Raw genomic sequence first — 26,719 nt, forward strand, 5'->3', positions numbered from 1 at the left:
TGTATGGGATCCTCTGTCGATACTGTGATATAGTGACGAGGGTAAGGATCAAAGGAGGGAACTCATATGAAATCGACTACAGATAGGATAAAGGAACTGATCGAGGCCACAAGAGAACGCTGCATGGACCATTACCGCCACATACACCGTCACCCTGAACTCAGCTACCAAGAGGAAAAAACTGCGGCATACATAGCCCAGGTACTCGAGAAACTGCCTATGGACAAGATCAAAAAAGGAGTTGGGGGACACGGTCTAACCGCTCTCCTAAAGGCCAACCGTCCCGGACCGGTGGTGGCTCTCAGGGCGGACATAGACGCCCTGAACATCCAGGAAGAGACGGGTGTGCCCTTCTCATCCGAAAACCCTGGGGTAATGCACGCCTGCGGACACGACTCCCACACGGCAATGCTCCTTACCGCGGCGGAAGTGCTCTGCTCCATGAAGGACGACCTGGCGGGAGCGGTTAAATTCGTGTTCCAGCCCGCCGAGGAGATGACCCCCCGAGGAGGGGCTCAGGGAATGATAGAGGATGGAGCCCTCGATAACCCCAAGGTCAACGCCATCATAGGCATCCACGTATGGCCGACCCTGGCGACCGGCACGATGGGAATACAGTCCGGAGCGGTATCGGCCTCATCCGATCATCTCAAACTGACGGTCACAGGCAAATCCTGCCACGGATCCATGCCCAACCAGGGAGTGGACGCCATAGTCGCAGGATCGTCGGTCGTCATGGCGCTACAGACCATAGTCTCCAGAAACGTAAGCCCTCACGAGGCGGCTGTCATAACCCTGGGGACTGTCCACGGAGGGGATCGCTATAACATCGTGCCCAGTAGGGTGGACTACGACGGCACGGTAAGATGCTTCAGCCAGGAGATTCACGAAAAGCTACCTTGTTGGATCGAGAGAACCGCTACCCACGCGGCACAGGCTATGGGAGCGGAGGTGGAGATCGACTACCAGAAGGGCTACCCCTCCACCATGAACCACCCTGAGATAGTCGAGATATGCAGAAACGCGGCGGGGAAGATCCTCCCCGAAGACGGCGTGCTGCCCCCTCTGCCGGTTCCTCCCGGAGGCGAGGACTTTGCCTTCTACACCCTGAAGGTCCCAGCTACCTTCGCCTGGCTCGGATGCCGCCCCGAGGGAGTTTCCCCGGAAGACATGCCGGCACTGCACAACGATAAATTTCTGCCCGACCCGAAGAGCTTTCCCTTGGGGGTAAGCTATCTGGTACAGAGCGCCGTTGACCTCTTGGAGGCGCCTTTGGAGGACATAAAATGACAACGGCTAAAAAAGAGATCCTCTCCCGTATGATCGAAAGGCGCAGGGATTTCCATCGCTATCCGGAGACGGGATGGGCCGAGTTCAGGACGACCGCCGCCATCGCCACTATTATGGAATCCCTCGGCTGGGAAATCCAATTCGGAGGAGACTTCATTGACCCCGAAACGGTCATGGGAAGAACCATAGACCCCGAGGTCGAGATGGAACGGGCGATATCTCAGGGAGCCGATCCGTCCATGGTGAAGAGGACCGGCGGCTACACCGGTCTAAGCGCGGAGCTTAACACAGGGCGCCCTGGCCCCACCACCGCCCTGAGATTCGACATAGACTGCGTCGACACCGACGAGACCTCCGCATCGGATCATCTTCCGGTCCAGAAAGGCTTTCGATCCCAAAACCCCGGATGGATGCACGCCTGCGGTCACGACGGACACACAGCCCTCGGACTGGCCTTGGCCGAAACCCTGACCGCCCAGAGGGAAAATTTTTCGGGCAAGATACGGCTGCTCTTCCAGCCGGCAGAGGAAGGAGTCCGAGGAGGCTACGCCATGACCCAATCGGGACTTCTGGACGACGTGGACCGATTCGTGGCCCTCCATCTGGGACTGGGCCAGCCGACGGGAACTATCTTCGGAGGGGTAAGAGGATTCCTCTGCACCACCAAATTCGACGTGGACTACACCGGCTCCGGGGCCCACGCAGGAGGAGAGCCGGAGAAGGGAAAAAACGCGCTCCTCGCAGCGGCGACAGCGGCTCTGAACCTCCATGCCATAGCTCCCCACTCGGGAGGGATAACAAGGCTCAACGTAGGAGTCCTCAACGCCGGAGAGGGAAGAAACGTAGTACCTCCCAAAGCTCACATGAAGATAGAGACCAGAGGAGAGACCAATGACATAGCAAACTACGTCTACGATAGAGCAATAAAAGTCCTCTCCGGAGCGGCCACCATGTACGACGTAGGTATTTCCGTAACAAAACGGGGAGAATCCATAGTAGCGGAAAGCGACCCGGAACTGGCCGATCTGGTGGTCCAAGCGGCTGAAAGCGTCCCCGGCGTATCCTCAGCCGAGAGATTCCGCAGGATGGCCGGAAGCGACGACGCCTGCTGGATGATGCAGAGGGTGCAAAGCAAGGGAGGTCTGGCCACGTATATCGGACTGGGAGCAACCACCGCCGCAGGACACCATAACGATCGATTCGACTTCGACGAGAAGGCTCTGCCCATAGGTCTGGATATTCTGAAAAAACTCACCCTTAAACTAAACAAAATCTAAACCATCAAGAAAGCAGGGACTCCGAACAAAGTCGGAGTCCCTGCTTTCTTGATGTGAGATATAACTAAAGCACCTCCTTGACAAATCATACTACCTAAGTTAGTGTATTCGAACTGAATGGAGCGACTAAGCTGCAAGGGAGGTGAACTTTGATTATCAAAAAGCTTATGTCGTCAAAAACTAACACTTTAAAATAGGGAGGATGTAAAATGTTCTGCTTCGATAAAAAAAAGGTCTACTCCGTTTTTATGGCAGCTGCCATCTGCGTCGCCACGGCAGCGACCGGCGCTCAGGCTCACGATTTCTGGGTAAACGCCCATAACCCCGAGGGAAGCACGATCAAAGCGGATATCGGTTACGGCCACGACTTCCCTAACCCCGAGACTATCCCGGAAGGAAGAACCCATCTGTTCAACCCTCTCTATCTCGTAACCCCTGAAGGCAACGTGGACATGGTTCAATCCGGAGAAAACTTCTCCTATACGGTGGAGAAGAAGCTGGACAAAGGCAGCTATATCGTGGCTGGAACCTACAAACCCACCTATTGGTCGAAAGGCCCCGACGGAACCTGGACTCAGACCAACAGAAAACAGCGTCCCGACGCGGTTCACGCCGAGGAAGCCATAATGTACGCCAAAACTATCCTCAACGTGAACGGATCTCAGGACGAGAGCCTTATAACCAAGCCCCTCGGCCACAGGCTCGAGATCGTTCCTCTTAAGAATCCGGCGAAGGTCCATGCCGGAGAGACCTTCCCTGTTCAGGTTTTTCTCGACGGCAAACCCCTCAAGCTGGCCAAGCTGGAGGCGACATTCGATGGTTTCTCCAGCAACAAGGAGCACAAGGCCTTCGTAGGACGCTGCGATCTCAAGGGAAGAATCGACATCGTGACCCTAAAAGACGGTTACTGGTTCAGCGAGGTCACCCACATCATAGAAAACGAGGATAAATCTATCTGCGACGAGGTAATCCTGGTAGCCACTCTCACCTTCGAGGTAGAGAAATAACCGTTGCAAAAGGCGAGAACCTGTTATAAAATACTCTTCGTCCAAGCACGGTCCCTTCGTCTAGTGGTCTAGGACGCCGGGTTCTCAGCCCGGTAACAGGGGTTCGAACCCCCTAGGGACTGCCATGTAAATGTCAGAGAGGTCGGATCTTTTCCGACCTCTCTTTTTTTTTCACCGACATGTTATCAAGGATAAGACCTACGATATTTCTATTGATTTAATTTGTTCGATAGGATAGCATCCTCCTATAGCCAGCGCTAAAAGGGCTGATCGGAGGTAGGAAATGAACCGAGAGATAGGGATAAACGAGATATACGGCTTCACCATAGGACACGACCAGGACATCCAGAGAGCTACAGGGCTCACGGTGATCATCTGTCCCGAAGGCGCATCTGCGGGAGTCGACGTCAGGGGCGGCGCCCCGGGAACCAGGGAGACCGACCTGCTGAACCCCACCAACCTGGTAGACAGAGTCCACGCCGTGATGCTGGCGGGAGGAAGCGCATTCGGACTGGACGGAGCCTCGGGGATCATGAGATACCTCGAGGAAAAGGGAATCGGTTTCGACGTAGGGGTTACCAAAGTTCCCATAGTCTGCGGAGCGGTACTGTTCGACCTGACTGTGGGAGACTGGAAAACGCGTCCCGACGGAGAAATGGGGTATAGAGCCTGTCTGAACGCCTCAAACCAAAGCTGCCCGAGAGGAAACGTAGGTGCCGGAACGGGAGCCACAGTAGGAAAGATACTCGGCATGGAAAGAGCCGTTAAAGGCGGTCTGGGAACCTGTGCCCTTCAGATAGGGGACGTAAAGATAGGCGCCATAGTAGCGGTAAACTGTCTCGGAGACGTGATCGACCCATCTGACGGAACAGTCGTGGCCGCCTGTAGGACCGATTCGGGACCAGGTAACACCGAGGATATTTTAACTCAGTCCTTGGGAGAGAAGAAAAACCTTTTCGCCGGCAACACTACCATAGGTGCCATACTGACGAACGCCGAGCTGACAAAAGCCCAGGCAACGAAAATAGCGTCCATGGCCCAGAACGGATACGCAAGGACCATGAGACCTGCTCACACCCTTTTCGACGGAGATACCATATTCGCCATGGGAACCGGCGAGGTTCAGGCGGACATAAGCTCCCTGGGAGCGATCGCAGCCAGGGTTATGGAGAGAGCCGTGATCGCCGGAGTCAGATCGGCCCGAGATCTATGCGGAGTACCTTCAGCAACCGGAGGACATCTCTAAAAAAGTAAGGGGTTTCGGAGGATGAACCTCCGAAACCCCTATGCTTTGGACTAGGCCTGGATATCCAGATTGCCTCCGAGTCCCATGGAGGCCATCATCTCCTGGAGCATCTGCCCCTGGGTCTCGGCAAGATCCATGGCCTTTTTCTGAACGGCGAAACCGACCTTGACGGCGGTCTCAGCCTGCTTCATTCCGGACACGCTCTGAACCATACCCATATCCATGTGCCTCACCTCCTAAAAAGAGTTCGTCCTATTATCTGTTTCGGATATAACCGAAAGGGACATAACCCCGGCCTCTCAGGAAGGATCAAATCTCCTCGAGTATCCTGAAGAGAGCGTCCTTGAAGCACTCGCTCAAGGTAGGATGAGGGTGGACTGTATAGGCCACCTCTTTTACGGTCAAACCTCTGTCGACCGCTAACGCCGCCTCTGATATCAGAGTAGCCGCCTCTGGACCTATTATATGAACGCCCAGCATCCTGCCGCTTTCACGATCGGCCAGAACCTTTACGAATCCGTCGGAGCGATCCATAGCCAGAGCCATACCGTTGGCGACGAAGAACACCCTGCCCACCACGAAATCCAGACCTCTCTCCGTGGCCTCCTCCTCGGTGAGCCCTACTGAAGCTATCTCAGGATCGAAGAAGATACAGGATGGAATTGCGTCGGGGTTTATCCTGTATTCCCTGCCAGCCATACGCTCCACCGCGGATAAAGCCTGATATTCCGCCAGATGAGCCAACATCGCTCCGCCGGTGCAGTCGCCTACGGCATAGACTCCCGGTACCGAGGTTTCCATGAACTCGTCTACCTCTATCCCCTTATCGGTAAAGGCTATGCCACTCTCCTCCAGGCCGTAACCCTTCAGGATCGGGACCATGCTGGCCGCCAATATGAGCCTGTCGCAGCCGATCTCTATCGACTCTCCCTGGGCTTCTCCGCATACGGTCAACCTGCCATCCTCTCGGACGACCTTTCCGATGCGGAAGAAATCCACGGTGGGTATCTTCCTTTTTTTGACCAGTTGCTTGACTTTCTTCTTTATCTCGCCGTCGCTGCGTCGAAGGATTTGATCCGAGTGTTTGAGCAAAGTCACGTCTTTGCCCATCTCCTTCAATATGCCGGCAAGCTCGACCGCTATGACCCCGGCACCTACGACGGCGACCGACTTGGCCCCGTCCTCGAAGGAAGGATCCCAGAGAGCTCTGTCCGTGACCGCCCAGTCGCCTCCGACGATCCCTTCAAGATCGCTTCCGGGAAAACTCAGAGGTCGGGACATCGCTCCCACCGCGATCAAAAGCCTCTTGGACTCCAGGATAACCTCGCCTTTTTCGGTGGTCACGGAAATCCTTTTGACCTCTTGGGACACGTCCGTTATCCGCCCCTCCCCCTCTATAACTTCGACGGAAGAGCGATTCATAAGAGTGGATACTCCCTTTCGGAGTTTATCCACAACCTTCTCCTTTTTCTCCCACATGGCATCCAGGGGACCGAGCTTTCCGACCACATCGGAATAGTAGGATTTAGTCGGGATACAGCCTCTGTTGAGACAGGTTCCCCCCAGTCGGTCCTTCTCCACCAGCGCGGTCTTGAATCCCTCTCGGGAGGCGAGCTCGGCAGCTCTGTAGCCACCGGGCCCTCCTCCCAGGATAACGAGGTCGTAAACCATATAACGCTCCCTAACCTTTGTCCTCGGTCCAGCGGAGAATCGGCTTCCTCGCCGCCCGAGTCTCATCGAGTCGGGAGACCACCGTAGTATAGGGAGCATCGTGAAAAATCTCCGGTTTCTCCTTGGCCTCCTTGGCTATCTCGATCATGGCGTCGACGAATCTATCCAGCGTCTCCTTGCCCTCAGTCTCGGTGGGCTCGACCATCATAGCCTCGTGGACGATGAGGGGGAAGTATATCGTCGGTGGATGTACTCCGTGATCTATCAGCCTCTTGGCCATATCAAGGGTGGATACGCCGTTTTCATCGTGCTGTTTCTCGCCGGATATGACGAACTCGTGCTTACAGGGCACGTCCGAAAAAGGTATATCGAACTCTCCTTCGAGCTTCTTCATTATGTAGTTGGCGTTCAGGACGGCGTTCTCCGAGGCCGACAAAAGTCCTTCGGCTCCCATGGACATTATGTAGGCGTAGGCCCGCACCAGGACCCCGAAATTACCGTAGAAAGACCGGACCTTTCCTATACTATCAGGAAGATCGAAATCCAGGGAATAGCCGTCGCCCTTCTCCACCACGACCGGAGTCGGCAGAAACGGCAGAAGCCTCTGGCTGACACCGACCGGTCCAGACCCGGGTCCTCCTCCTCCATGAGGGGTGCTGAAAGTCTTATGGAGATTTAGATGGAGTACGTCGAATCCCATATCCCCCGGCCTAATCTTGCCCAGGATGGCGTTGGCATTAGCCCCGTCGTAATAGAGCAGACCACCGGCACCGTGAACGATCTCGGCGATCTCCAGGATGTCCTTTTCAAACAGACCCAGGGTATTCGGGTTAGTCAGCATTATACCGGCGGTATCCTCGCCCACCACCGCCTTGAGAGCCTCTATATCCACGTTGCCTCTATCGTTGGATGCCACCTCTACCACGTCGTATCCCGCGACGGAAGCGGTAGCGGGGTTGGTCCCATGGGCGGAGTCGGGAACTATTATCTTGGTTCTCGTTCCCTCGTCTCCGTTTTTACGGTGATAGGCCTTTATCAGGAAAACCCCGGTAAGCTCTCCATGAGCTCCTGCCGCGGGCTGAAGGGTCATGCCGGCCATACCGGTTATCTCGCATAGCATGGTCGACAGATCGTACATTAGCTTTAGAGCTCCCTGAACGGTCTTCTCCGCCTGAAGTGGGTGGATGTTGGAAAAACCGCACAGCCTAGCCGCGTTTTCGTTTAGCTTCGGGTTGTACTTCATCGTACATGAACCCAAAGGATAGAACCCCTCGTCCACACCGAAGTTCAGCTGGGACAGGTTGGTGAAATGGCGTACTACGTCGACCTCGGATACCTCGGGAAGAGAAGGATCCTCGGATCGGCGAAACGACTCGGGCAAAAGGGTAGAAGGGTCTCCCGGAACATCGCACCGGGGAAGGGACACTCCGACACGGCCCTTACGACTCTTCTCGAATATGAGTTTTTCCTGGCTGAGCATCTCTCTACTCCCCCCTCGCTACCGATACGAAACGGTCTATCTCGTCTTTGGTTCGTTTTTCCGTAACTGCCACCAGCCAGGCATTTTCCAGCTCGGGATAGTCGTTGGAAAGATCGTAGCCTCCGATCATACCCTCAGAGAGGAGCCTGTCGTTTATCGACCTGGGAGCCTCATCGGAAAAGACCACGAACTCCCTGAAGAAGGGCCCGTCGAAGGCGGAACGGAACGATCCGGTCTCGATAAGCCTCTCCTTTCCATAGGCAGCCTTAAGAAGAGACTGGCTCGCCGCCTCTTTCATGCCGGACAGTCCCATAAGGGACATATGCACCGCCGAGGCTAGGGCGTTCAGGCTGTGATTCGAACATATGTTGGACGATGCCTTCTCTCGACGGATATGCTGTTCTCTGGCCTGAAGGGTCAGGACATAGCACTTCTTACCGTTGCGGTCCAAGGTCTCCCCCACTATTCGCCCGGGCATCTTGCGCATCAGTTTCTGAGTCGTGGCGAAAAATCCGAAATGGGGGCCACCGAAATTCATTGCGTTTCCAACGCTCTGACCGTCACCTACGACCACGTCGGCACCCAACCTGCCGGGAGCTTCAAGGACCGACAGAGCCAGAAGATCCGACACAGCTATGAACAGGGCCTTGACGCTGTGGGCCTCGTCGGCCAGGGCTTTCAGGTCCTCCAGGGAGCCGAAGAAATTGGGGGACTGGACTATAACGGCAGCGACCTCGTCGGAGAGGTTACCTTTGAGATCCCCCATGTCCAAAGTACCGTCGGAATAGCCGATCTCCTTGACCGTAATCCCTCTGAGACTGGCATAGGTCTCCAGAACGGCTCTCCCATGAGGATGGACCGATCGAGCGACCAAGACCACGTTCCTCTTGGTGGAAGCGCAGGCCATGAAGGCAGCCTCTGCTATCGAACTGGCCCCGTCGTACATGGAGGCATTTGCGACCTCCATACCTGTGAGAGAGCAAACCATGGACTGATACTCGAATATGGCCTGTAGGGTCCCCTGGCTGATCTCGGGCTGATAGGGCGTGTAACTGGTGGTGAATTCCTCCCTGGAGATGATGTGATCCACCACCAGGGGAACGAAATGATCGTAGACCCCGGCTCCGAGAAAACACGTTTGGGAACAGGCGTCGACGTTTCTTCCTGCCAGCTCGTTGAGATGCTTCATCAACCCCATCTCCGACATTGGTTCTGGAAGATCGAGCTTTCCGTCCAATACTGCGGAGGCGGGAAGATCGGAGAAGAGATCGTCTACCGACCCTGCGCCGATGGTCCTCAACATCTCCGACCGTTGGTCATCGGTATTCGGTATATATCTCATATCTTCCTCCGACTCCCGACTACTCCAGCCCTTCGCAATAGCTACGATAGGCCTCTTCGTCCATCAGACCGTCCAACTCGGACAGGTCACTCAGTTCCACCAAGGCTATCCAACTCCCGTAGGGATCTTCGTTGATCTTCTCCGGCGAGTCCTCCAGATCCTCGTTGATCTCGGCTATCTTTCCGGAAGCAGGAGAGTAGACGTCGTTGGCTCCCTTGACGGACTCGACCACGCAGAGATCTCCTCCGGCCGACACATCCTGACCAACCTCTGGAAGCTCTACGAATACGATATCTCCCATGGCGTTTTGAGCGTAATCGGAGATGCCTACGTAGCCCTTCTCTCCCTCTACCTTTATCCACTCGTGCTCCTTGGTGTACTTAAGTCCCGCTTTGATCTCGGCCATGACGTAATCCTCCTCTACTTTTTATAGTTTTTTCTGTAAAAAGGCTTCTTGACGACTTCCGCCGCCTTATCCTTACCTCTGATCACGACGTTCATCTTTCCTCCGACCTCGGTGGAGCCGGCTTCCACCAGGGCAAGGGCTATGTTTTCCTCCAATGTAGGAGAATAACCACCGGTCGTAACGTGACCGACCTCTCGACCGTCGATCGATACGGGATAACCGTGGCGGGGAACCCCTTTATCCACCATCTTCAGTGCGACGGTTTTTCTCGGAAGGCCTTCGGACTTCATTTTTCTCAGAGCCTCGGCCCCTATGAAATCCGAGCTATCCAGCTTTACGAAGAACCCCAGTCCGGCCTCCAGAGGGGAAATATCCCTGTCTATCTCATGACCGTAAAGAGGGAGACAGGCCTCGAAACGCAGGCTGTCTCTGGCCCCAAGCCCTATCGGCAATATACCGAAAGACTTTCCCGCCTCCATAATGGCGTTCCAGACCTTAGAGCCCTCTTCCCAGTCCACGTAGACCTCGAAACCGTCCTCTCCGGTATAACCAGTACGGGAGACAAGTGCCTTTACCCCGGCTACGGTGACGTTCTCCTTGAAGAAGAAAAAGCCTATCTCCGACAGATCGACGTCCACTATGGTCTGAAGGATCTCCTGAGCCAAGGGCCCCTGCAGGGCGACCTCGGCCGTAGAGGGAGAAGCGTTCTCGGCCTTGACGTCTCCCGAAAGATGGGACTCCACCCACTCGAAATCCTTGTCTACGTTGGACGCGTTGACCACCAGCAGGAACCTGTCGTTCGATGCCTTATAGACGAGCAGATCGTCGACCACTCCTCCCTCAGGGTAACACATCATGTTGTACTGGACCTGACCGTCGCACATGACGGATATATCGTTGGAAACCAGGCTCTGCACGAAGGGAAACGCGTCGGGACCGGTGATCCAGAACTCTCCCATATGGGAGACGTCGAAAAGACCGGCCTTGGTCCTGACGTTTCGGTGCTCGTCTTTTATTCCCGGAGCGTAATGCACCGGCAGATCCCATCCCCCGAAGTCGACCATCGTCCCTCCTAATGCGACGTGATCTTGAAACATTGGAGTCTTCATTTTAATCTCACCTCCACTGCTCTCGACCGCCTCTGGCGGTACGACGAGGGGTTTTTCCTCGGGCCCTGAGGAAAAACTCCACCTCCGGCCCATTGGCCGGACTATTCGTTTTTATAAACAGATATCGAGATAGGAAAGACCTTCCCGATCGACTGTTCGGTCCAGCAAATTCGGACTCATCAAGGTCGTCGGTTCCAAGGTCATGGATGGAGGAAAAATAAAGGCAACCTGGATCCTGACGACAAAGCAAAAGAGATTCTCTGTCGCACAGCCCCGAGGCAGCGTCTTTCAGAGGTCCGTCCAGCAGAGGTCCTTTTGCCTGAGAGTTTCGGCTCTAAGCCTTGCCCCTTCGGCGTTCGAATATATCGAACTCTCCCACTGCCTTCATCCGGAAACGAAGTGTCTATAGACCATATACATCGCCTAGGGGTCGTTCGTCAAGTTTGGCTAAAGCTTCACAAATAATAATACAAAATACAAAAAAGAGGCGAAGGACACCCTCCGCCTCTAAACCGTCTATTTCGTCTTCAAAGTACCGTCCGACTCGAAATCGTCCAAGGCCCTGCTGACGACCTTCGCCAGCCCTATTAGGGCGATGAGGTTCGGAAGGACCATCAGACCGTTGAACATATCGGCCAATTCCCACACAAGACTGACCTTCAATGTTGCGCCTAGAACTATGAACAACATGACCAGGATCCTGTAGGGGGTCAGCCCCTTGGAACCGAAGAGGAACTTTATGTTGGCCTCTCCGAAGAAATACCAGCCTATTATCGTGGAGAAAGCGAAGAACAGGAGGCAAATAGCGATGAAGGGATTCCCGAAGGAACCTAGCCCCAGCTCGAAAGCCCTCTGGGTCAAAGCTATACCGGTAGTCTGACCATCGATAGCACCGGTAGAGAAGATGACCAAAGCGGTCATGTTCAAGACTATGAAGGTATCGATGAAAACGCCCATGATAGCAACCAGTCCCTGCTGGGCCGGATGTTTCACCTTGGCGACGGCGTGAGCGTGAGGGGTGGAGCCCATGCCAGCCTCGTTGGAGAACAGCCCCCTGGCCACACCGTAACGGACCGCTTCCTTGACACCGACTCCGATAAGACCGCCGGTAGCAGCTCTGGGGTCGAAGGCACCCACGAAGATCATCTTAACGGCGGGGATAAAGTTGGCCGCCTGGGTTATCAATATATAGAGACCGCCGAGAAGGTAAAGGACGGCCATGATGGGAACTACCTTTTCGGTAAAGGAGGCTATGCGTCCGATCCCGCCGAAGAAGATCAACGCACCCAAGATGGCGACGCCTATTCCCACATAGAGAGTCGGAATGCCAAAGGCACTGTTGAAGGCATCGGCTATGGAATTGGACTGGACCATATTGCCGATGAAGCCCAAAGCAAGGATTATCGTTACCGAGAAGAATCCGGCCAGCCATTTGCTACCGAATCCATCCCTTATGTAGTAGGCGGGACCGCCTGTTACCTGTCCATGGTCGTCCCTGACCTTGTAGGTCTGAGCCAGAACGGCTTCTGCGAAGATCGTGCCCATACCGAAGAAAGCGGCGATCCACATCCAGAAGATGGCGCCTGGTCCACCGGCTGCTATAGCAGTAGCGGCACCGGCAAGGTTCCCCGTACCTACCTGAGCGGCGATAGCGGTAGCCAGAGACTGAAAGGACGTCATCCCCTCGGCATCGGCCTTCTCGCCGCAGAGGGTCAAACCTCCGAAGGTCTGTTTGATAACCGCACCGAACTTCCTGATCTGGACGAAACGAAGCCTCAGAGTGTAGTAGAGACCGGTACCGCAGAGGAGCACGATAAGAAGTTTACCCCAGAGAATTCCGTTGATTGCCTGCACGATGCTCATAAGCTGATCCATAGTAGAAACCTCCTCGTTCCACGAAAGAATATATTAAGTCATTTTTTGTAACCATTCAGTATCTTTTTGTTTCATTGACACTCCCCTCTCTTTTTTTACATAAAAATCATGATAGCAGAAAACGACTGAATAGCCCTCTTTTATTCGTCGTTTTCGCCTTCACTTTCTGTATTCTACACCCACTGGAATGAAAAAAGAACCGTATATTCCATCCATGAGAAAGTCTTGCTTTGGCATAATTTCATTTTTGCCGCAAAATTTAAAAGACACTGATGATTGAAGAAATTAAAGGAGCCTCATCGGCAAAAAGGGAGGATATGTTCAATTTAGTTCTCGAAGAATGAGGGTTTTGACGAACGAAAAGGACTATAGTATACTGTCACCCATAAAAAAAGGAGAGAGACCCCAAAGGGCCTCTCTCCTCTGTAACAGCTGCGATCCGCGATGTTTCTCTTGATTTGAGCTCGACGACTAGTCCTCGTCTTTGAAGACCGTCTGCTCGGAGACCTCTGTCTCCAGGGCAACGAGGGCCTTGTCCACGAGGTGACGACGAAGAGCCTTCTCGTCCTCAGGAGACATATTGGGATCTCCCAGAGGGTGAGGTATGGCGACGGTGGGAATGATCCTGTTGGCACCGACGCTGAGGGAGATCGGGACGATGGTGGCCATGTGAACCACGGGGACGTCGGCGGTCTCCTCTATAGCCTTCACGAGCGTTGCACCGCAACGCGTGCAGGTTCCTCAGGTGGAGGTCAGGATAACGGCGTCTACGCCAGCTTCCTTCAGCTTGTTCCCGATCTCTACGCCGAACTTCTTGGAGTTGGCCACGGCCGTACCGTTACCGACGGTGGTGTAGAAGAGATTGTGAAGGGAACCGATGCGTCCCTCTTTCTCCAGGTCTCTGAGGACATCCACCGGAAGGACCCTGTCGGAATCCTGGTTGGCGTAGGTCTGATCGTATCCGCCGTGAGCGGTCTGATACTCGCCCTCCTTAAGATCCATAACCCCGGCGATGTCGTACTCGCCGTAGTTCTGGGCGCTGGAGGCTGCGATGTGATCCGGGTTTCCGAAAGGAACGATACCGCCGGAGGTCACAAGAGCGATCTTGGAGTGAGCCATGTCCTTGATGGCGGGACGGGGATCCACCCTGTCGAACACAGGAAGCTTGTACTCGGTCTTGAAGGGCTCGCCCTTGAGCTTCTTGATCAGCATGTCGATGGCACGCTCGGCACCGACCTTTTCGTAGAACATGTTGATACGGACGCCCTTCTCGATGTAACCCTCTTCCTCGGGGGTCCCGATGGGCTCTCCTTTCATCTGCTTGAGCAGAAGAGCGGCCATGGCGGGCACTGCTTTGCCCATGCCGCGAGCGCTGTCGGCAGCCTCGACCACGTAGGTGCCCTTCTTGTACATCTCGGCACCGGGGTTTTCGGGATAGAGAGCGGTAACGGTGGGAATGCCCAGCTTCTCTCCGACGGCGCTACATACGGCGCCGCAGGCGGTGCCGTAACGTCCGGCGTTGAATCCCGGACCGGCGACGAACCCGTCGGCCTCGAACTTCTTGACGGTCTCGGCCACGAACTCGGAGGTCGAGTCGATGTTGTCGGCGAAGTAGTTGTCACCGCAGATTATGGTAGCGACCACTTCGGCCTCGCCCTTGAAAGCTCCTTTAAGAGCCATACCGGGACCGACTACGCCTTCGCGGACCTCCGGTTTGATGTCTGCCTTTTCCTCCCCGCCGATGCCGGCGAAGAACTGGTTGATGTAATGAACCACACGATAGGTCATTTGTTCCCCTCCTTACTCACAGGTCTACAGGGAGTACTTGGAGTACTGCTCCCGCATACCTTTAACGGCCTCGGCGAGAGCTTCTGGCTCGAGAACCATCTCCATCATACTGATCTGGTTCTCCCACTCCTCCGGGTCTGCCTCTTCGCGGATTTCCTGGTCGAATATATCGTAAACGGCAAGTCCTAACTGGACGCCAGCAAGTGGCCCTGCATAGGTCGGATCTCCGTTGCACACGGTCTCGGCATAGATCTCTGCGCCTTCCGCATCGGACGATCCCAGTACGACCACGATATCCTCGGGGTTGTACTTTTCGGCAGCGTCTTTAACACGCTGCTGGTTCTGCAGGTCCATCGCTCCGGCGGCCGTTCAGACGAAACACTCGGTCACCGAAAAAATAACCTCCGCGCCACTGTTTTTGAAGCAGGCCTCCATCGCCGGGGCGGGAACGCCATCGCGTTCGCCCAGAAGGATGAGTTTTTTTCCGGCCAACTTACCCATATCAGCAGCACCTCCTTCTATGCGTAATTATGTTTCCTCAAGTGCCTAAGGCACATGGACGTCGCTGCTGACCTCTTATATGGTGTAAGCGCCGATCTTATTGAAACCGAGCTCGTTGGTGGCTCCCAGTATAGCCTGGATCTCCACCTCGAGGCTTCCGTCCTCCTGAAGGGTTCCGAAGAAACCTCCGGCGATGACGTCGGCGACGGGAAGCTCGCCTATAACCTTCTCCATAGGAGGAAGCATGACCAGCTGATTGGCGTTGCCGGCGGTAACGCAGGCGTCGCCCTCGGGGCAGGAGTCGGCCAGAGACTGGCTGGCACCGTCGCGACCGGCATACTCGTCGGTGATGAGAACTGTCTTGATTCCGGCTCTCTCAGCCTTCCAGCAGTTCATTACCAAGTCGGCGTCGGGGTTACCGAAACCTTCCTCGGAGATGACCACTGCATCGACGCCCATCATCTTGGCCAGCTTGATCGCATAGGAAGAGCTGCGCTTCTTGTCCGCCAAGGTGACGTTCTCGTTGGTGATGATCACTCCGACGAAGTTGAAGTCCTTCCCATGGTGAGCGTAAAGATTCTTGATGACGGGATTGTTCAGGTGGACATAGGTGTTGTTCTTATCGCAGGCGGAGACGCAGTTTCCGGAGATGATCGCTCCGTCCATGACCTCGGTGGGGCTGATCATGGTGGGGATTATCTTCTTGGCGTCGACACCGTACACCCAGGTATCGTGAAGAAGGCCCTGAGTCTGAAGCATGTAGACGTAAGCGACCTTGGGAAGATCTTCATGTGCTTTCATAGACTCGGTGAAAGCGGGGAAATCATAGGTCTCCACGTTATCGGCCACCGCGTCCTTACAGCACTTGGCAAGATAATGGGCGGACTTCAGACCGACCTCGCGGCAAGCGGCCTCACGGGCATGGAGTTCGACTCCCTCGTCGGGAGTGATGACGACCACCAGGTTGTTGGTCTTGGAAAAAGGAGTGTAGTCGGCACCGGGACCGGACATGTCCACGATACCCTCCTGAGGGGCTACGAGACGACCGGTGGTCAGGACCACTGCGCCATCAAGGACGAGGGTTTTTCCCTCTCCGACAGGGTCGACGTCACCGATCCAGCCGGGGAATACCTCGTTGGTACCTTCTATCTTGCAGCGAGGCTCGATAGCGTCTTTCACAGGAAGGATACGAACGTTCTCCCCGGGATGCGCCAGATCCAAGTCGAGATCTGCGACTCCCTCGATACCGGAGAGCATATCGATCATTTCCTGCTTGTTGATGGTGAGGACACCGTCTTTAACGGAGGTCTTCTCACCGAAAACCAGCTTGTTAACCTTCACCTTATGGAGTTCGAGTTTCAAAGCGACTCCCCCCTTCTAAAAATCGACGTCGAACGAAAAGACGAACGACGCGCCTGGAGCGTCGAAACGAACGGTACCGCCCGCTCCTCCGCTCACCTTCGTCATGACGGCAAAGCGGCGAAAACGGTACCGAACACCTCGAGGAAGGAGTCCTGGTTCCCGAACCGGGAACCGGAGAGGGCGACTCAACCCCCTAGCAACAGGGAACTCCTCAAGGCATCCGAGGACCACAAGCATATAGAATTAACGCCCTTGGCCTTAGCCATGACCACATACCTCCTCGCGACACGGGGAAACTGAATCTTAAAGAAAAACCTTTCAAGAGAGATGCCTACCGAGCCACGGTCACCTCCTTTTAATGATATTACGGATATCTATCGCAGGACGCCCTCTTTGTAGAGGGTTTCTTTCATAAGATCGTAGTCCAATACGGAACAATCTCTGTACATGACTTCGGGAGTCTCATTGGGAATCAACCATCGGTCCGAGCAGGAGAGATAGACCTCTATGGCCTTCTCGACCAAAGACAACGAGGTCTCGTCGACCACAGGACGAGATTGGTCCATAGGAGCTCGGAGAAACATGGATCTAAACGGCTGATGATAAGGTCTGAAATTTCCATAGAGAGGATGATTAAGGAGGGTCCAGCCCAGGTGAATGCGATCCCTTGCGGCGACGACTACGTCATAAGCGGAGCCATCCAGGAAGATCAACTCGAGCCCCTCCTGATGAAGAGAGGAAAAAGCGGGATTATTGGTTATAAATACCATACGACAGTTCAAGAACAAACACCCCTATTTTGGAGAAGTTCGTCTCTGTCGTATGGCCCTTTTAGCCTATTCCAGAGTAACGTCCCGTCGCAATCCCTTTGCCTGAGAGTTTCGACCGTATACCGGCCTTGCACCTTCGGCGCCTCCATTCCAAGAAAGCATGGATATAGAGAGGTCTCTCTTGCGACGTTCATCCGTACACTTCAGATTGTACCGGAAAAGTACAGGCCGTCAAGGTTTTTTCTGTGAAAAAAATCTCTTTATTTTTAGGCTCGTGGAGCAAAACAAGAAAACATTAATCGGGGACGACTTCTAAAGTCGTCCCCGATTAAATTGATAAACGTTATAAATTATAGAAGCTTCTCGATCTCTGCCTTGATCTGATCGATAGTGACAGCATCTCCACTCATGCGGGCCTTCTCCTCGCCGCCATTCCAGAAGAGAAAGGCGGGAAGCCCCATAACCTTGTGGGCTATGGCCACACGGCGGTTACCCTGAATGTTGACCTTGCAAAACTTAACCTTACCGTCGAACTCCTCGGCAAGTTTTTCCACTCCGGGCATAAGGGCCAGGCAATGGGTGCACTTGGGACCCCAAAAATCCACCACTACGGGAAGATCGCTTTCCTTTACCTCGGCGTCAAAGGTATCCTTATCCAGTTCAATCACGAAGATCAGCTCCTTGTTATCGTTATGTAGGGATAGACTCCATTCCAACAACGACTATTGTACCCCAACGACAAGTTCCGTCAAGAGAAAAAGAAAATCGAAGACTTAGGGGCCCGGCATGCCGGGCCCCTAAGTTACTACAATTCGGTTATATCGTCACCATTTGAGCCCGGTTATGAAGATGTAGAGGATGGCCAGGGGGGAGACGAACTTGACGAAGATCATCCAGATGTCGAATCCGGCGAACACAGGGATCCTGCCGTTTCCAGTGACCTCGTCCTTGGCGACATCGGCTATGACCCATCCGACGAAGATGGATATGAGCATTCCGCCCAGAGGCATCATTATCTGATCCGTAAAGAAACCGGCCACGTCCATGAAGTCCTTGCCGGCTATCTTGAGACCACCGCCGAGGGATATACCGGAGGGAATCCCAAGGAGGAATATCAGAGTACCCATGGTCCAGGCAGCCTTGGCACGGCTCCAACCCTTATCTATGAAGTAGGCGCAGGCCACCTCAAGAAGAGAGATGGCGGAGGTAAGAGCCGCCACGAAGAGAAGCAGGAAGAACAGGGCGGACCATATCATCCCTCCCGGCATCTGGGCGAATATCCCAGGCAGGGTTATAAATGTGAGACCAGGTCCCGCTCCTGGCTCGACGCCGAAGGCGAAGACCGCCGGGAATATGACCAGACCGGCAAGCAAGGCGACCATCGTGTCGAGGAAACAGACCTGCGCAGCCGCTCCGGGAAGGCTGATGTCCTTCTGAAGGTAGCTGCCGTAAGTTATCATACAGCCCATTCCGAGAGAGAGGGAGAAGAACGCCTGTCCTAAGGCGGCTAGAACCGTACCGGCGGTAACCTTAGAGAAATCGGGTTTGAGGTAGAAGGAGATACCCTCTCCAGCTCCCTCAAGCGTAACCGAACGTCCGATGAGGACGATCAGAAGGATGAAAAGCCCGGGCATGAGGACCTTGCAGTAACGCTCTATCCCCTCGCCGACACCTCTGTAGACGACCCAGATGGTGACGAACATGAACAGGGCCTGATAGAGTATGACCATTATGGGGTTGGATATGAAGCCTCCGAAGGCATCTCCAGCCTGACCGGCCGCCGCTACCTCCATGAGCCCGGTAAACGAGTGGAGGATATACTTTATAGTCCATCCTCCTACGACACCGTAGTAGGAGAGGATGAGAAAGCCACAGGCTAGCCCCAACCAACCTACCGCCGGCCAGGCGCCGCCCTTTATCTTCTTGAAAGCTCCGACCGCGTTGAGCTGAGCGTTACGGCCGATGACCAACTCCGCCAACATGACGGAAAAACCGATACAGGCAACCATGGCCACGTATATTACGACGAAGGCTCCGCCGCCGTTCGTGCCAGTAACGTAAGGGAATTTCCATATGTTTCCCAGACCGACGGCGGATCCCGCCGCGGCGAGAATAAAGCCTATCTTGCTTCCCCACTGTTCTCTCTGCTGCTCTACCTGATTCGCCATAAACCCTTACCTCCTTTTAGGGTGAATAATACAGATCCCGAAAAAATACCCCTCTTACAGACCTACATCGTAACCGGCTCTCGACACCTCCTTCTCCGAGGAAATGACAAACGACGAGACATAAAGAAGACAGAGAATCAAGCAAATTATCTGAATTCGTCGTTTAGATGGATCTGACCGCATTATACACCATAGTATGCATTTTAGAACAGTGGGTTTCATCAAAAAAAAGATCTACATGTAAAATCCACGAAGAGTTGTACAATAGGGTAAGCGTCGATATAGGAAAGGGGAGAAATCCATGTGCCTTGCAGTACCGCACGTCATAATCGATTTGGCTCAGGATGGATCGGCGATGGCTAAGGCAGGAGCGATAGTCAGAGAGATCAGGACCGATCTCATAGACGAACCTACCGTAGGAGACACGGTATTGGTCCATGCTGGCTTCGCCATAGAGAAGGTATCTCCGGAGGACTCGGAGGAGCTGACGGCCATGTGGGACAAAATAAGAGAGCTCGCCGGAGAGGAAATCGATGAGTTCAGATAGAGCAAAGCTGCTGTCCTCGGCCCTGAAAAGGCTGACAAAAAGGCCGACGACCATCATGGAGGTCTGCGGAACTCACACCGTGTCGATCTTCAGACAGGGGCTGAGATCTCTTTTCCCGGAAGATCTAAAACTGATATCCGGTCCGGGCTGTCCGGTATGCGTAACACCTCAGGGGGAGATAGACGGAGCCGTCGAATTGGCCACGAGAAAAAACGTGGTAATGGCAACCTATGGGGACATGATGAGGGTTCCCGGATCGAACGGTACCTTAGGGGAGCTCAGAGGATCGGGCTCAGACGTGAGGGTGGTGCTGTCGGCCATGGAAACCCTTAGGATGGCCGAGGAGATGCCTCACAAAGAGATAGTGTTTCTAGCGGTGGGATTCGAGACCACCGCACCGGCGACGGCAGCTCTGATGATAGAAGCCCGAAAAAGGAAACTCGAGAATCTGTCGGTGCTGTGTCTGCACAAAAGAGTGCCTCCTGCACTTGAAGTGCTCTCAAAGGCCGACGGAAACCGGGTCGACGGCTTTCTATTGCCCGGCCATGTAGCGGTAATTCTAGGGCATGAACCGTTTAAATTCATCCCTGAAAAACACGGCATAGCCTGCACGGTAGCCGGCTTCGAGGCGGACGAAATAATGTTGGCCTTGGTGGACCTGCTGGAACAGATAGGCGAAAATCGTCCTTCTCTGACCTCCCGCTACGAAAAGGCGGTGAGGCCGGAGGGCAACGTCAAGGCCGTCGATCTGATGGACCGAGTATTCGACACGAGCACATCCGCGTGGAGAGGAATAGGTCCGATAGACGCATCGGGTATGTCCATAAAGGAGGAATATTCCCTCTGGGACGGATCTAGGAAATTCGACGTTGCCGTCAGGAACGTACCTGAACCGAAGGGATGCAGGTGCGGAGAGATTCTCTCGGGAACCATAACTCCCAAGGAATGCCCCCTCTTCGGAACAGGATGCACACCGGTAAACCCGATAGGCCCCTGTATGGTTTCCAGCGAGGGGACCTGTTCGGCTTGGTACAGATATGGAAGAAAGGGAGACCTCAAGTGGGAAAGCTGAACCTAGGCCAGGGAAGCGGAGGAAGGCTTACCTCCGAGCTGATAGGGAAATTCAAGGCTCAATTCGACGACGTAAACGTCCAAAGAGACCTGGAGGACTGCACCATGATCTCTCCGGAATGGGCCGTCACCATAGACGGTTTCACCGTATCACCCATGGATTTCCCTGGAGGAAATATAGGGAAATTGGCCATATGCGGCGGAACCAACGACCTGGCGGTCCGTGGGATAGAGCCTAAGTTCGTGACCCTGAGCGTCATAGCCGAGGAGGGTCTGAACGAAGAGGAACTATTGAGATACGGCAGGAGCGCCGCGTCGGTATGCCACGAGCTTGAAGTCAAACTGGCAGCGGGAGACACCAAGGTGGTTCCCAGGGGGACCGTCGACGGGCTGTTCCTAACGGTAGCTTCCATGGGGCAACCGTTAGCTAAACCACTGGGCATGGAGCGCATAAAGCCCGGCGACAGACTAGCCGTCACGACCTCCATAGGTAGACATGGAGCCACCATAGGCTCGATAAGGTTCGACCTGAACGTGGAGGGCCTCTCCAGCGACTGTGCTCCGCTTTGGCCTCTCGTAAAACCGTTGGCAGTACTTCCAGGCGTAAGAGCCATGAGAGACTGCACCAGAGGAGGACTGGGCACCACCCTGTGCGAATGGGCGGAGGGAACCGGACTGGGAATTGAGGTAGACGAATCGTCTATACCTATAGACGAAGGGGTGTCGTCGGTTTGTGACATACTCGGCTTCGATCCCCTCCACCTGGCATGCGAAGGATGCGCCCTGATAGCCTACTCACCGGACGATGAGGACCGGATAATCGAGATCCTCAGATCCCACCCCTCCGGGATCCAAGCGACCTCGATAGGAACGGTGGTCGAGGGACACCCTTCCATGGTGGGAATGAAGACAGAGGCCGGAGGTATGAGGGTCGTCGATATGCCCGTAGGCGAGCTCCTTCCCCGTATATGCTGATGGAATGAACGAAACGGAGGGCCCCGATCGGAGCCCTCCGTCAGTCCTCATATTTTTAAATTGAACCTTGAACTATCGATTCAAAGCCATTCTTCCCACTTAACCGAAACTCTTCTAATGTCCAGGGCTATCCCGGTCTCATAATCCACGTCCACCACCACGCCGTTGAGTCTCAGATCCTCCGTCGCTACCTCGAAACGAGAGGGAAGACCGGTAAGGAACTTGGGCATAACGCTCTCGATTGTCATGCCGATGGCGCTAGAGAAGGAACCAGTCATTCCCACATCGGAGATATAAGCAGTTCCCCTCGGTAAGACCTCTTCGTCGGCGGTCTGTACGTGGGTGTGGGTTCCTACCAACACGGAGACCCGTCCATCCAGGTAGGCCCCCATGACCTTTTTCTCAGAAGTGGCCTCGGCGTGAAGATCCACGAAGACGGGAATTCCGTCCACATCGCTCAGGAGCTCGTCGACCTTCCTGAAAGGACAGTCTATAGGAGGCATAAAGACCCTCCCCTGAAGGTTGATAACCCCCAGAGATAGACCTCCCTTCCGTAAGACCATAACCCCGCTGCCGGGACATCCGGGAGGATAGTTCGCCGGACGGACGACCCGAGACTCCTCGTCCAACAACGGAATAAATTCCTTCTTGTCCCAAATGTGATTCCCCGAGGTAAGACCGTCGATCCCCATATCGAAGAGCTCCTCCGCGACCTTAGCGGTGAGCCCCCTTCCGGCCGCGGCGTTTTCGCCGTTGGCCAGGACAAAATCGAAGGGGCCTTCCTTCGCTCGAAGGTAAGGGAGGGACTCGGATACCATCCTACGACCCGGCTTACCCACCATATCGCCTATGAAGAGAATTCTCATCTACTTGGCGTACTCCACCGACCGGAACTCCTTGATAGCCGTTACCTTTATCTGTCCCGGATACTTCATCTCTTCCTCTATTTTCTTGGCTATGTCGAAAGCCAGTTTGGCTATGACGCCCTCGTCCGACACGTTGGGAGCCACCATTACCCTGACCTCCCTGCCAGCCTGAATAGCGAAGGCCTTGCTCACTCCCTTGAATGACTTCGCCAAGGTCTCAAGCTTCTCCAGCCGCTTGACGTAGGCGTCCAGACTCTCTCTACGGGCGCCGGGCCTGGCTGCACTGATGGCATCGGCAGCCGCCACTATGACGTCGTAGATCGACTGGACCTCCATGTCCTCGTGATGGGATCCTATAGCGTTTATTATCTCCGGAGATTCATTGTACCTCTTCGCCAGATCGGCTCCTATTACGGCATGAGGGCCCTCTATCTTGTGGTCAACGGCCTTACCGATATCGTGAAGCAGACCGGCCCTCCGGGCCAGCTCCTCGTCTGCACCCAGTTCAGCCGCTATGATACCGGATATATGGGCAACCTCCATACTGTGTCGAAGTGCGTTCTGACCGTAGCTGTAGCGATATCGAAGAGACCCTATCAGCCTGATTAGATCGGTGTGCATATGTTTGACGCCCAGATCCAGCAGACACTGGTCCCCGGCCTCCATGATGGACTCCTCCACCTCTTCGGTCGCCTTCTGAATGAGCTCCTCGATACGAGCGGGATGTATCCTGCCGTCGGTGACCAACCTCTCCAAAGCGAGCCTGGCGATCTCCCGCCGGACCGGATCGAAACAGCTTATGGTAACCGCCTCCGGGGTATCGTCCACTATGAGATCGACTCCCGTCTCGGTCTCGAAGGCCCTTATATTTCTGCCCTCTCTGCCGATTATACGCCCCTTCATCTCGTCGGAGGGAAGGTTTACCACGCTGACCGACACATCTGAGGAATACTCCACCGCACAGCGTTGAATCGCCGTGACTACAACCTCCCTGGCCTTTCGGGAAGCCTCTCTGCGGGCCTTCTCCTCGAGATCCTTGATCAGAAGACCTAGAGAGTGTTGAGCCTTCTCCTCTACGTCCCTCATCAGAATATCCCTGGCTTCGTCTCTGTTGAGCTGAGCGACTTCCTCCAGCTTGACCAGCTGATCCTGCTTGAGACTCTCTATATCCTGAAGTCTCTTCTCCACCGAATCGAGCTTGTTCTTGAGGTCCTCCTCACGACGACCGACCTTGTCGAGCTTTCGTTCGAGGTTTTCCTCCTTCTGCTCCAGACGTCTCTCGGACCTCTGAAGTTCCCCTCTTCTCTCCTTAATCTCGTTTTCCGTCTCCTGCTTCATCCCGAAGATCTCTTCTTTTACCTCCGAGAGCATTTCCCTCTTGCGGTGCTCCCCGTCCTTGACGGCCTTTTTCAACAACTGGTCCGCCTGCCTTTGAGCGTTGGCGAGGTGCTTTCCACCGAGAGATCTGGAAATCAGGAGACCGCCTACGACGCCGAAGACCAGCCCCGCAGCGATTCCGAGAATCATCGTAGATTCCATAGACAGATCTCAACTCCTTTATTTTATGAGGACAATGACAACGATGAGGCCTATTTTACAGGTTCTGTAAAAAGCCAACAAGACCCAACAGAGACTTCAGATTTAAAGGTTGCGTTTTTCTTTCGGCGGAAGGGGCAAAAAAGCACTACACCGCCTAGACTGCATAGGTCGAAAACAAAATCACGAAAAACGTTACGTCATAGATCACGCACATACGGATGCCCTCAAGTTATACCCCTGATATATTTTAACGGGAAACTTGACTCTCAAGTTCCTTAAAGAGATATCGATCGGAGGAATATATATGAGCCTCAGAGGAAAAATGTCGCTCTGGATCATCGTACCGGTGACGCTGGTCTTTTTAACCGTCATATCGGTGGTAGGAACGGCGGTCAGGAAAACGTACATGAGCCAACTGGAGGACAACGTACTGACTACTACTTTTCGATATGCAAACCAGGTTCAAAACGACCTTATTCATCTCACCCAAACGGCAGAAAAACTTCGAGACGGATTTATCGGCCTCCGGGAAACCGGAGCCACCAGGGAACAGTACGACAGTCTACTCAGGAGCACCCTGGAAGGAGACCCATTTATATTCGGGCTATACACTGTGTGGGAACCGGACTTACTCGACGGCAAAGACCATGCCTACAGAGACAAACCAGGTTATAACGACGACGGAAGATATACACCGTGGGTCGCCCGCTCAGGGGAAAAAGCCACCATACAGCCCTGCACCGCCCAGGGCGGCTACATGGAACCGGGAGGCTTTTACCTCGACATAAAGGACTCTGGTAAAGCAAGGATCTTTCCCCCCGCTACATGGACATTCGAAGGCGACAAGGTCACTGTCGTGGACTACGGTATACCCATAATACACAGAGGTGAATTCCTGGGGGCCATTTACTCTGAGCTGGAACTTTCCGGGATAAGGGAAATAGTCGAAAACATAACCCCTCTGGACACCGGCTACGCATCCATTCTCACCGATCGGGGAATCTACGTTGCATCTCCCGAGGATGAGCTCTTGGGAGAGAAAAGCGATAACATCAACCTCGACCGAATCATAGAAGAGATCTCACAGGAAAAGACCTACTCGATAACCTCGGATAATCGAGGAGAATCTATGCTACATCAATACGTCCCTATCTCCATACAGGGAGTGGACAGGCCCTGGATATTCGAGCTGGTCTTTCCCATGGGGAAGGCCATGGCTCCCATCAGGAAACTCACTGTGACCTTGGCCGTGGTCGCCGCTGTATCGCTGATCTTTTTGGCATGTCTCATATGGTATATATCCAGAAGAATAACCGACCCTGTCAGAAAAGTGGCATCAATAGCAGGTAAAGCCGGAAGCGGAGACCTTTCCGCCAGAGAGGGCGATTTCGGCCCTATGGCGAAGGACGAAGTTGGAGAGCTGGCCCGCTCATTGGCCCTGATGCTCGAAGCCCAAAGGGACATGATAGGACAAGCCAGAGACCAGTCCGATAGGACGTCGGAAAAAGCCCGATTCATAACGGAACGAAGCGACGCTACAGCCCGAGCGATGGAGAAAGTCCGAGCGGCGGTGTTCCAGTTGATAAACGATCTGGAGACAAGCTCCGCATCTCTGGAACAGGCTAACGCTGGCATAGAGGAGATATCCGGAGGGGCGGTCTCCGTGGCGGAGAGGACCACCGACGGAGCTGAGATAGCCGCCAGAACCTCCGACCGGGCAGAAAAATCGGCTTCCCACATGTCTAGCCTTATGGAGAAGATAACCTCGGCGGAGCAAGCCTCACGCAACGGATCCTCGGACATGGAGCAACTGGGAGAATCGGTCGGTTCCATATCGTCCTTCGTCGAAACGATAACCAAAATCGCCGATCAGACCAATCTATTGGCCCTTAACGCCGCCATAGAGGCAGCCAGAGCAGGAGAGGCCGGAAAGGGTTTCGCCGTGGTGGCTGAGGAAGTCCGAAAACTGGCGGAAGAATCCTCCGTAGCAGCCGGAAGCGTAGACGGACTGATAGGAAATCTACAGTCCCAGACCAAAGCATCCATGGAGATAACCAAAGAAAACGCCTCCTATATGTCCGAGGCTCTAATTCTGGTTCAAGACACGAAAAACTACATGGAAGAATCGATAAAGGATATCCGCGATCTAAACGAAGCCATACAGGATATAGCCGCCGTATCCCAGGAACAGGCAGCCTCCAGCAAAGAGATGGCCTTGGTCTTGGACAGCGTCACATCCAAGGTAGCTCAGATGGTGGACAGGATACGCACCGTAGGCGACTCCTCGGAGAAAACCCTTGAAATCGCGAAAAACATGGTATCCGACTCGGAAGACCTCGTGGAAAACACCGAAAAGCTCAAGAAAAACATGGAAAGATTTAAGCTATAGAGACACTAAACGACAACAAGGCAACCTGACGGAGCGTTTA

The 26,719-nt window shown here is 54.3% G+C and carries 23 protein-coding genes, 1 tRNA gene and 2 riboswitches; of the genes, 9 read left to right on the top strand and 15 right to left on the bottom strand.

Features of this window, described 5'->3' with window-relative positions; all coding sequences use genetic code 11:
* Window positions 1-66 precede the first annotated feature (66 nt).
* The 5 genes from L2W48_RS05535 (at window position 67) to L2W48_RS05555 (ending at window position 4,820) form a co-directional block, all read left to right on the top strand.
* Complete coding sequence (locus L2W48_RS05535; protein WP_236098508.1) at window positions 67-1,290, top strand: M20 metallopeptidase family protein; 1,224 nt, start codon at window positions 67-69, stop codon at window positions 1,288-1,290.
* Window positions 1,287-2,567 (top strand): amidohydrolase, encoded by a 1,281-nt coding sequence (locus L2W48_RS05540; protein ID WP_236098505.1) that lies wholly within the window; start codon window positions 1,287-1,289, stop codon window positions 2,565-2,567. Before L2W48_RS05535 ends, L2W48_RS05540 begins: the two co-directional genes overlap by 4 nt.
* 209 nt (window positions 2,568-2,776) lie before the next feature.
* Entirely contained in the window at window positions 2,777-3,574 is a 798-nt protein-coding gene (locus L2W48_RS05545; protein WP_236098504.1) for a DUF4198 domain-containing protein, read from the top strand.
* A 49-nt stretch (window positions 3,575-3,623) separates the two neighbouring features.
* Window positions 3,624-3,699 (top strand) — tRNA-Glu (locus tag L2W48_RS05550).
* Window positions 3,700-3,857: 158 nt separating this feature from the next.
* Entirely contained in the window at window positions 3,858-4,820 is a 963-nt protein-coding gene (locus tag L2W48_RS05555; protein ID WP_236098503.1) for a P1 family peptidase, read from the top strand.
* Window positions 4,821-4,870: 50 nt separating this feature from the next.
* Here the strand turns inward: L2W48_RS05555 and L2W48_RS05560 are convergent, their stop codons facing one another.
* The 13 genes from L2W48_RS05560 to L2W48_RS05620 all read right to left on the bottom strand — a co-directional run bounded on the left by L2W48_RS05560 (window position 4,871) and on the right by L2W48_RS05620 (window position 19,292).
* On the bottom strand, window positions 4,871-5,044 hold the full coding sequence (locus tag L2W48_RS05560) for a putative motility protein (protein WP_005658650.1): 174 nt from the start codon (window positions 5,042-5,044) through the stop codon (window positions 4,871-4,873).
* Window positions 5,045-5,129: 85 nt separating this feature from the next.
* Entirely contained in the window at window positions 5,130-6,491 is a 1,362-nt protein-coding gene (locus tag L2W48_RS05565) for a dihydrolipoyl dehydrogenase family protein (protein ID WP_236098501.1), read from the bottom strand.
* Between the two features lie 10 nt (window positions 6,492-6,501).
* Window positions 6,502-7,971 carry an aminomethyl-transferring glycine dehydrogenase subunit GcvPB gene (gene gcvPB, locus L2W48_RS05570; RefSeq protein WP_236098500.1) on the bottom strand — a complete coding sequence of 490 codons (1,470 nt, stop codon included), beginning with the start codon at window positions 7,969-7,971 and terminating at the stop codon, window positions 6,502-6,504.
* A gap of 4 nt (window positions 7,972-7,975) precedes the next feature.
* Entirely contained in the window at window positions 7,976-9,313 is a 1,338-nt protein-coding gene (gcvPA, locus tag L2W48_RS05575) for an aminomethyl-transferring glycine dehydrogenase subunit GcvPA (protein ID WP_236098499.1), read from the bottom strand.
* Between the two features lie 19 nt (window positions 9,314-9,332).
* Window positions 9,333-9,719, bottom strand: coding sequence for a glycine cleavage system protein GcvH (gene gcvH / locus L2W48_RS05580; protein ID WP_236098498.1), 387 nt, complete (start codon window positions 9,717-9,719; stop codon window positions 9,333-9,335).
* A 14-nt stretch (window positions 9,720-9,733) separates the two neighbouring features.
* Window positions 9,734-10,828 carry a glycine cleavage system aminomethyltransferase GcvT gene (gene gcvT / locus L2W48_RS05585; RefSeq protein WP_236098491.1) on the bottom strand — a complete coding sequence of 365 codons (1,095 nt, stop codon included), beginning with the start codon at window positions 10,826-10,828 and terminating at the stop codon, window positions 9,734-9,736.
* Window positions 10,829-11,125: 297 nt separating this feature from the next.
* A riboswitch (glycine riboswitch) is annotated at window positions 11,126-11,216 on the bottom strand.
* 128 nt (window positions 11,217-11,344) lie between these two features.
* Window positions 11,345-12,703 carry an alanine/glycine:cation symporter family protein gene (locus L2W48_RS05590; RefSeq protein ID WP_236098489.1) on the bottom strand — a complete coding sequence of 453 codons (1,359 nt, stop codon included), beginning with the start codon at window positions 12,701-12,703 and terminating at the stop codon, window positions 11,345-11,347.
* A 471-nt stretch (window positions 12,704-13,174) separates the two neighbouring features.
* The gene (grdB, locus tag L2W48_RS05595) at window positions 13,175-14,491 is read right to left on the bottom strand and encodes a glycine reductase complex selenoprotein B (RefSeq protein ID WP_236098487.1); all 1,317 of its coding nucleotides are present in this window, start codon (window positions 14,489-14,491) and stop codon (window positions 13,175-13,177) included.
* A gap of 24 nt (window positions 14,492-14,515) precedes the next feature.
* Window positions 14,516-14,992 carry a glycine/sarcosine/betaine reductase complex selenoprotein A gene (grdA, locus tag L2W48_RS05600; RefSeq protein WP_236098486.1) on the bottom strand — a complete coding sequence of 159 codons (477 nt, stop codon included), beginning with the start codon at window positions 14,990-14,992 and terminating at the stop codon, window positions 14,516-14,518.
* 75 nt (window positions 14,993-15,067) lie between these two features.
* Complete coding sequence (locus L2W48_RS05605) at window positions 15,068-16,354, bottom strand: glycine/sarcosine/betaine reductase component B subunit (protein WP_236098478.1); 1,287 nt, start codon at window positions 16,352-16,354, stop codon at window positions 15,068-15,070.
* A 374-nt stretch (window positions 16,355-16,728) separates the two neighbouring features.
* Window positions 16,729-17,124, bottom strand: a complete 396-nt coding sequence (locus L2W48_RS05610) for a GrdX family protein (RefSeq protein WP_236116509.1) — start codon at window positions 17,122-17,124, stop codon at window positions 16,729-16,731.
* Window positions 17,125-17,204: 80 nt separating this feature from the next.
* Window positions 17,205-17,318, bottom strand: a riboswitch (glycine riboswitch).
* 156 nt (window positions 17,319-17,474) lie between these two features.
* Window positions 17,475-17,792: a thioredoxin family protein gene (locus tag L2W48_RS05615; RefSeq protein ID WP_236098475.1), complete on the bottom strand. Its 318-nt coding sequence runs from the start codon at window positions 17,790-17,792 to the stop codon at window positions 17,475-17,477.
* Window positions 17,793-17,948: 156 nt separating this feature from the next.
* Complete coding sequence (locus tag L2W48_RS05620; RefSeq protein ID WP_236098474.1) at window positions 17,949-19,292, bottom strand: sodium-dependent transporter; 1,344 nt, start codon at window positions 19,290-19,292, stop codon at window positions 17,949-17,951.
* Window positions 19,293-19,593: 301 nt separating this feature from the next.
* Between L2W48_RS05620 and L2W48_RS05625 the strand changes: the two genes are divergently transcribed.
* The 3 genes from L2W48_RS05625 to hypE are packed head-to-tail and all read left to right on the top strand — an operon-like array spanning window position 19,594 to window position 21,885.
* Complete coding sequence (locus L2W48_RS05625; protein ID WP_236098472.1) at window positions 19,594-19,839, top strand: HypC/HybG/HupF family hydrogenase formation chaperone; 246 nt, start codon at window positions 19,594-19,596, stop codon at window positions 19,837-19,839.
* Entirely contained in the window at window positions 19,826-20,911 is a 1,086-nt protein-coding gene (gene hypD / locus L2W48_RS05630; RefSeq protein WP_236098470.1) for a hydrogenase formation protein HypD, read from the top strand. The genes L2W48_RS05625 and hypD overlap by 14 nt, the downstream gene beginning before the upstream one ends.
* On the top strand, window positions 20,899-21,885 hold the full coding sequence (gene hypE, locus L2W48_RS05635) for a hydrogenase expression/formation protein HypE (protein WP_236098463.1): 987 nt from the start codon (window positions 20,899-20,901) through the stop codon (window positions 21,883-21,885). Before hypD ends, hypE begins: the two co-directional genes overlap by 13 nt.
* 80 nt (window positions 21,886-21,965) lie before the next feature.
* On the opposite strand, the gene L2W48_RS05640 is transcribed toward hypE, so the two are convergent.
* A complete protein-coding gene (locus L2W48_RS05640; protein WP_236098462.1) occupies window positions 21,966-22,751 on the bottom strand; it encodes a TIGR00282 family metallophosphoesterase in 786 nt (261 codons plus the stop codon).
* On the bottom strand, window positions 22,752-24,290 hold the full coding sequence (gene rny, locus L2W48_RS05645; protein WP_236098460.1) for a ribonuclease Y: 1,539 nt from the start codon (window positions 24,288-24,290) through the stop codon (window positions 22,752-22,754).
* 304 nt (window positions 24,291-24,594) lie between these two features.
* Between rny and L2W48_RS05650 the strand changes: the two genes are divergently transcribed.
* The gene (locus L2W48_RS05650; RefSeq protein WP_236098459.1) at window positions 24,595-26,679 is read left to right on the top strand and encodes a methyl-accepting chemotaxis protein; all 2,085 of its coding nucleotides are present in this window, start codon (window positions 24,595-24,597) and stop codon (window positions 26,677-26,679) included.
* The last annotated feature ends 40 nt before the right edge of the window (window positions 26,680-26,719 follow it).

Origin of the sequence: Dethiosulfovibrio russensis (assembly GCF_021568855.1) — a bacterium.
Classification (GTDB): domain Bacteria; phylum Synergistota; class Synergistia; order Synergistales; family Dethiosulfovibrionaceae; genus Dethiosulfovibrio; species Dethiosulfovibrio russensis.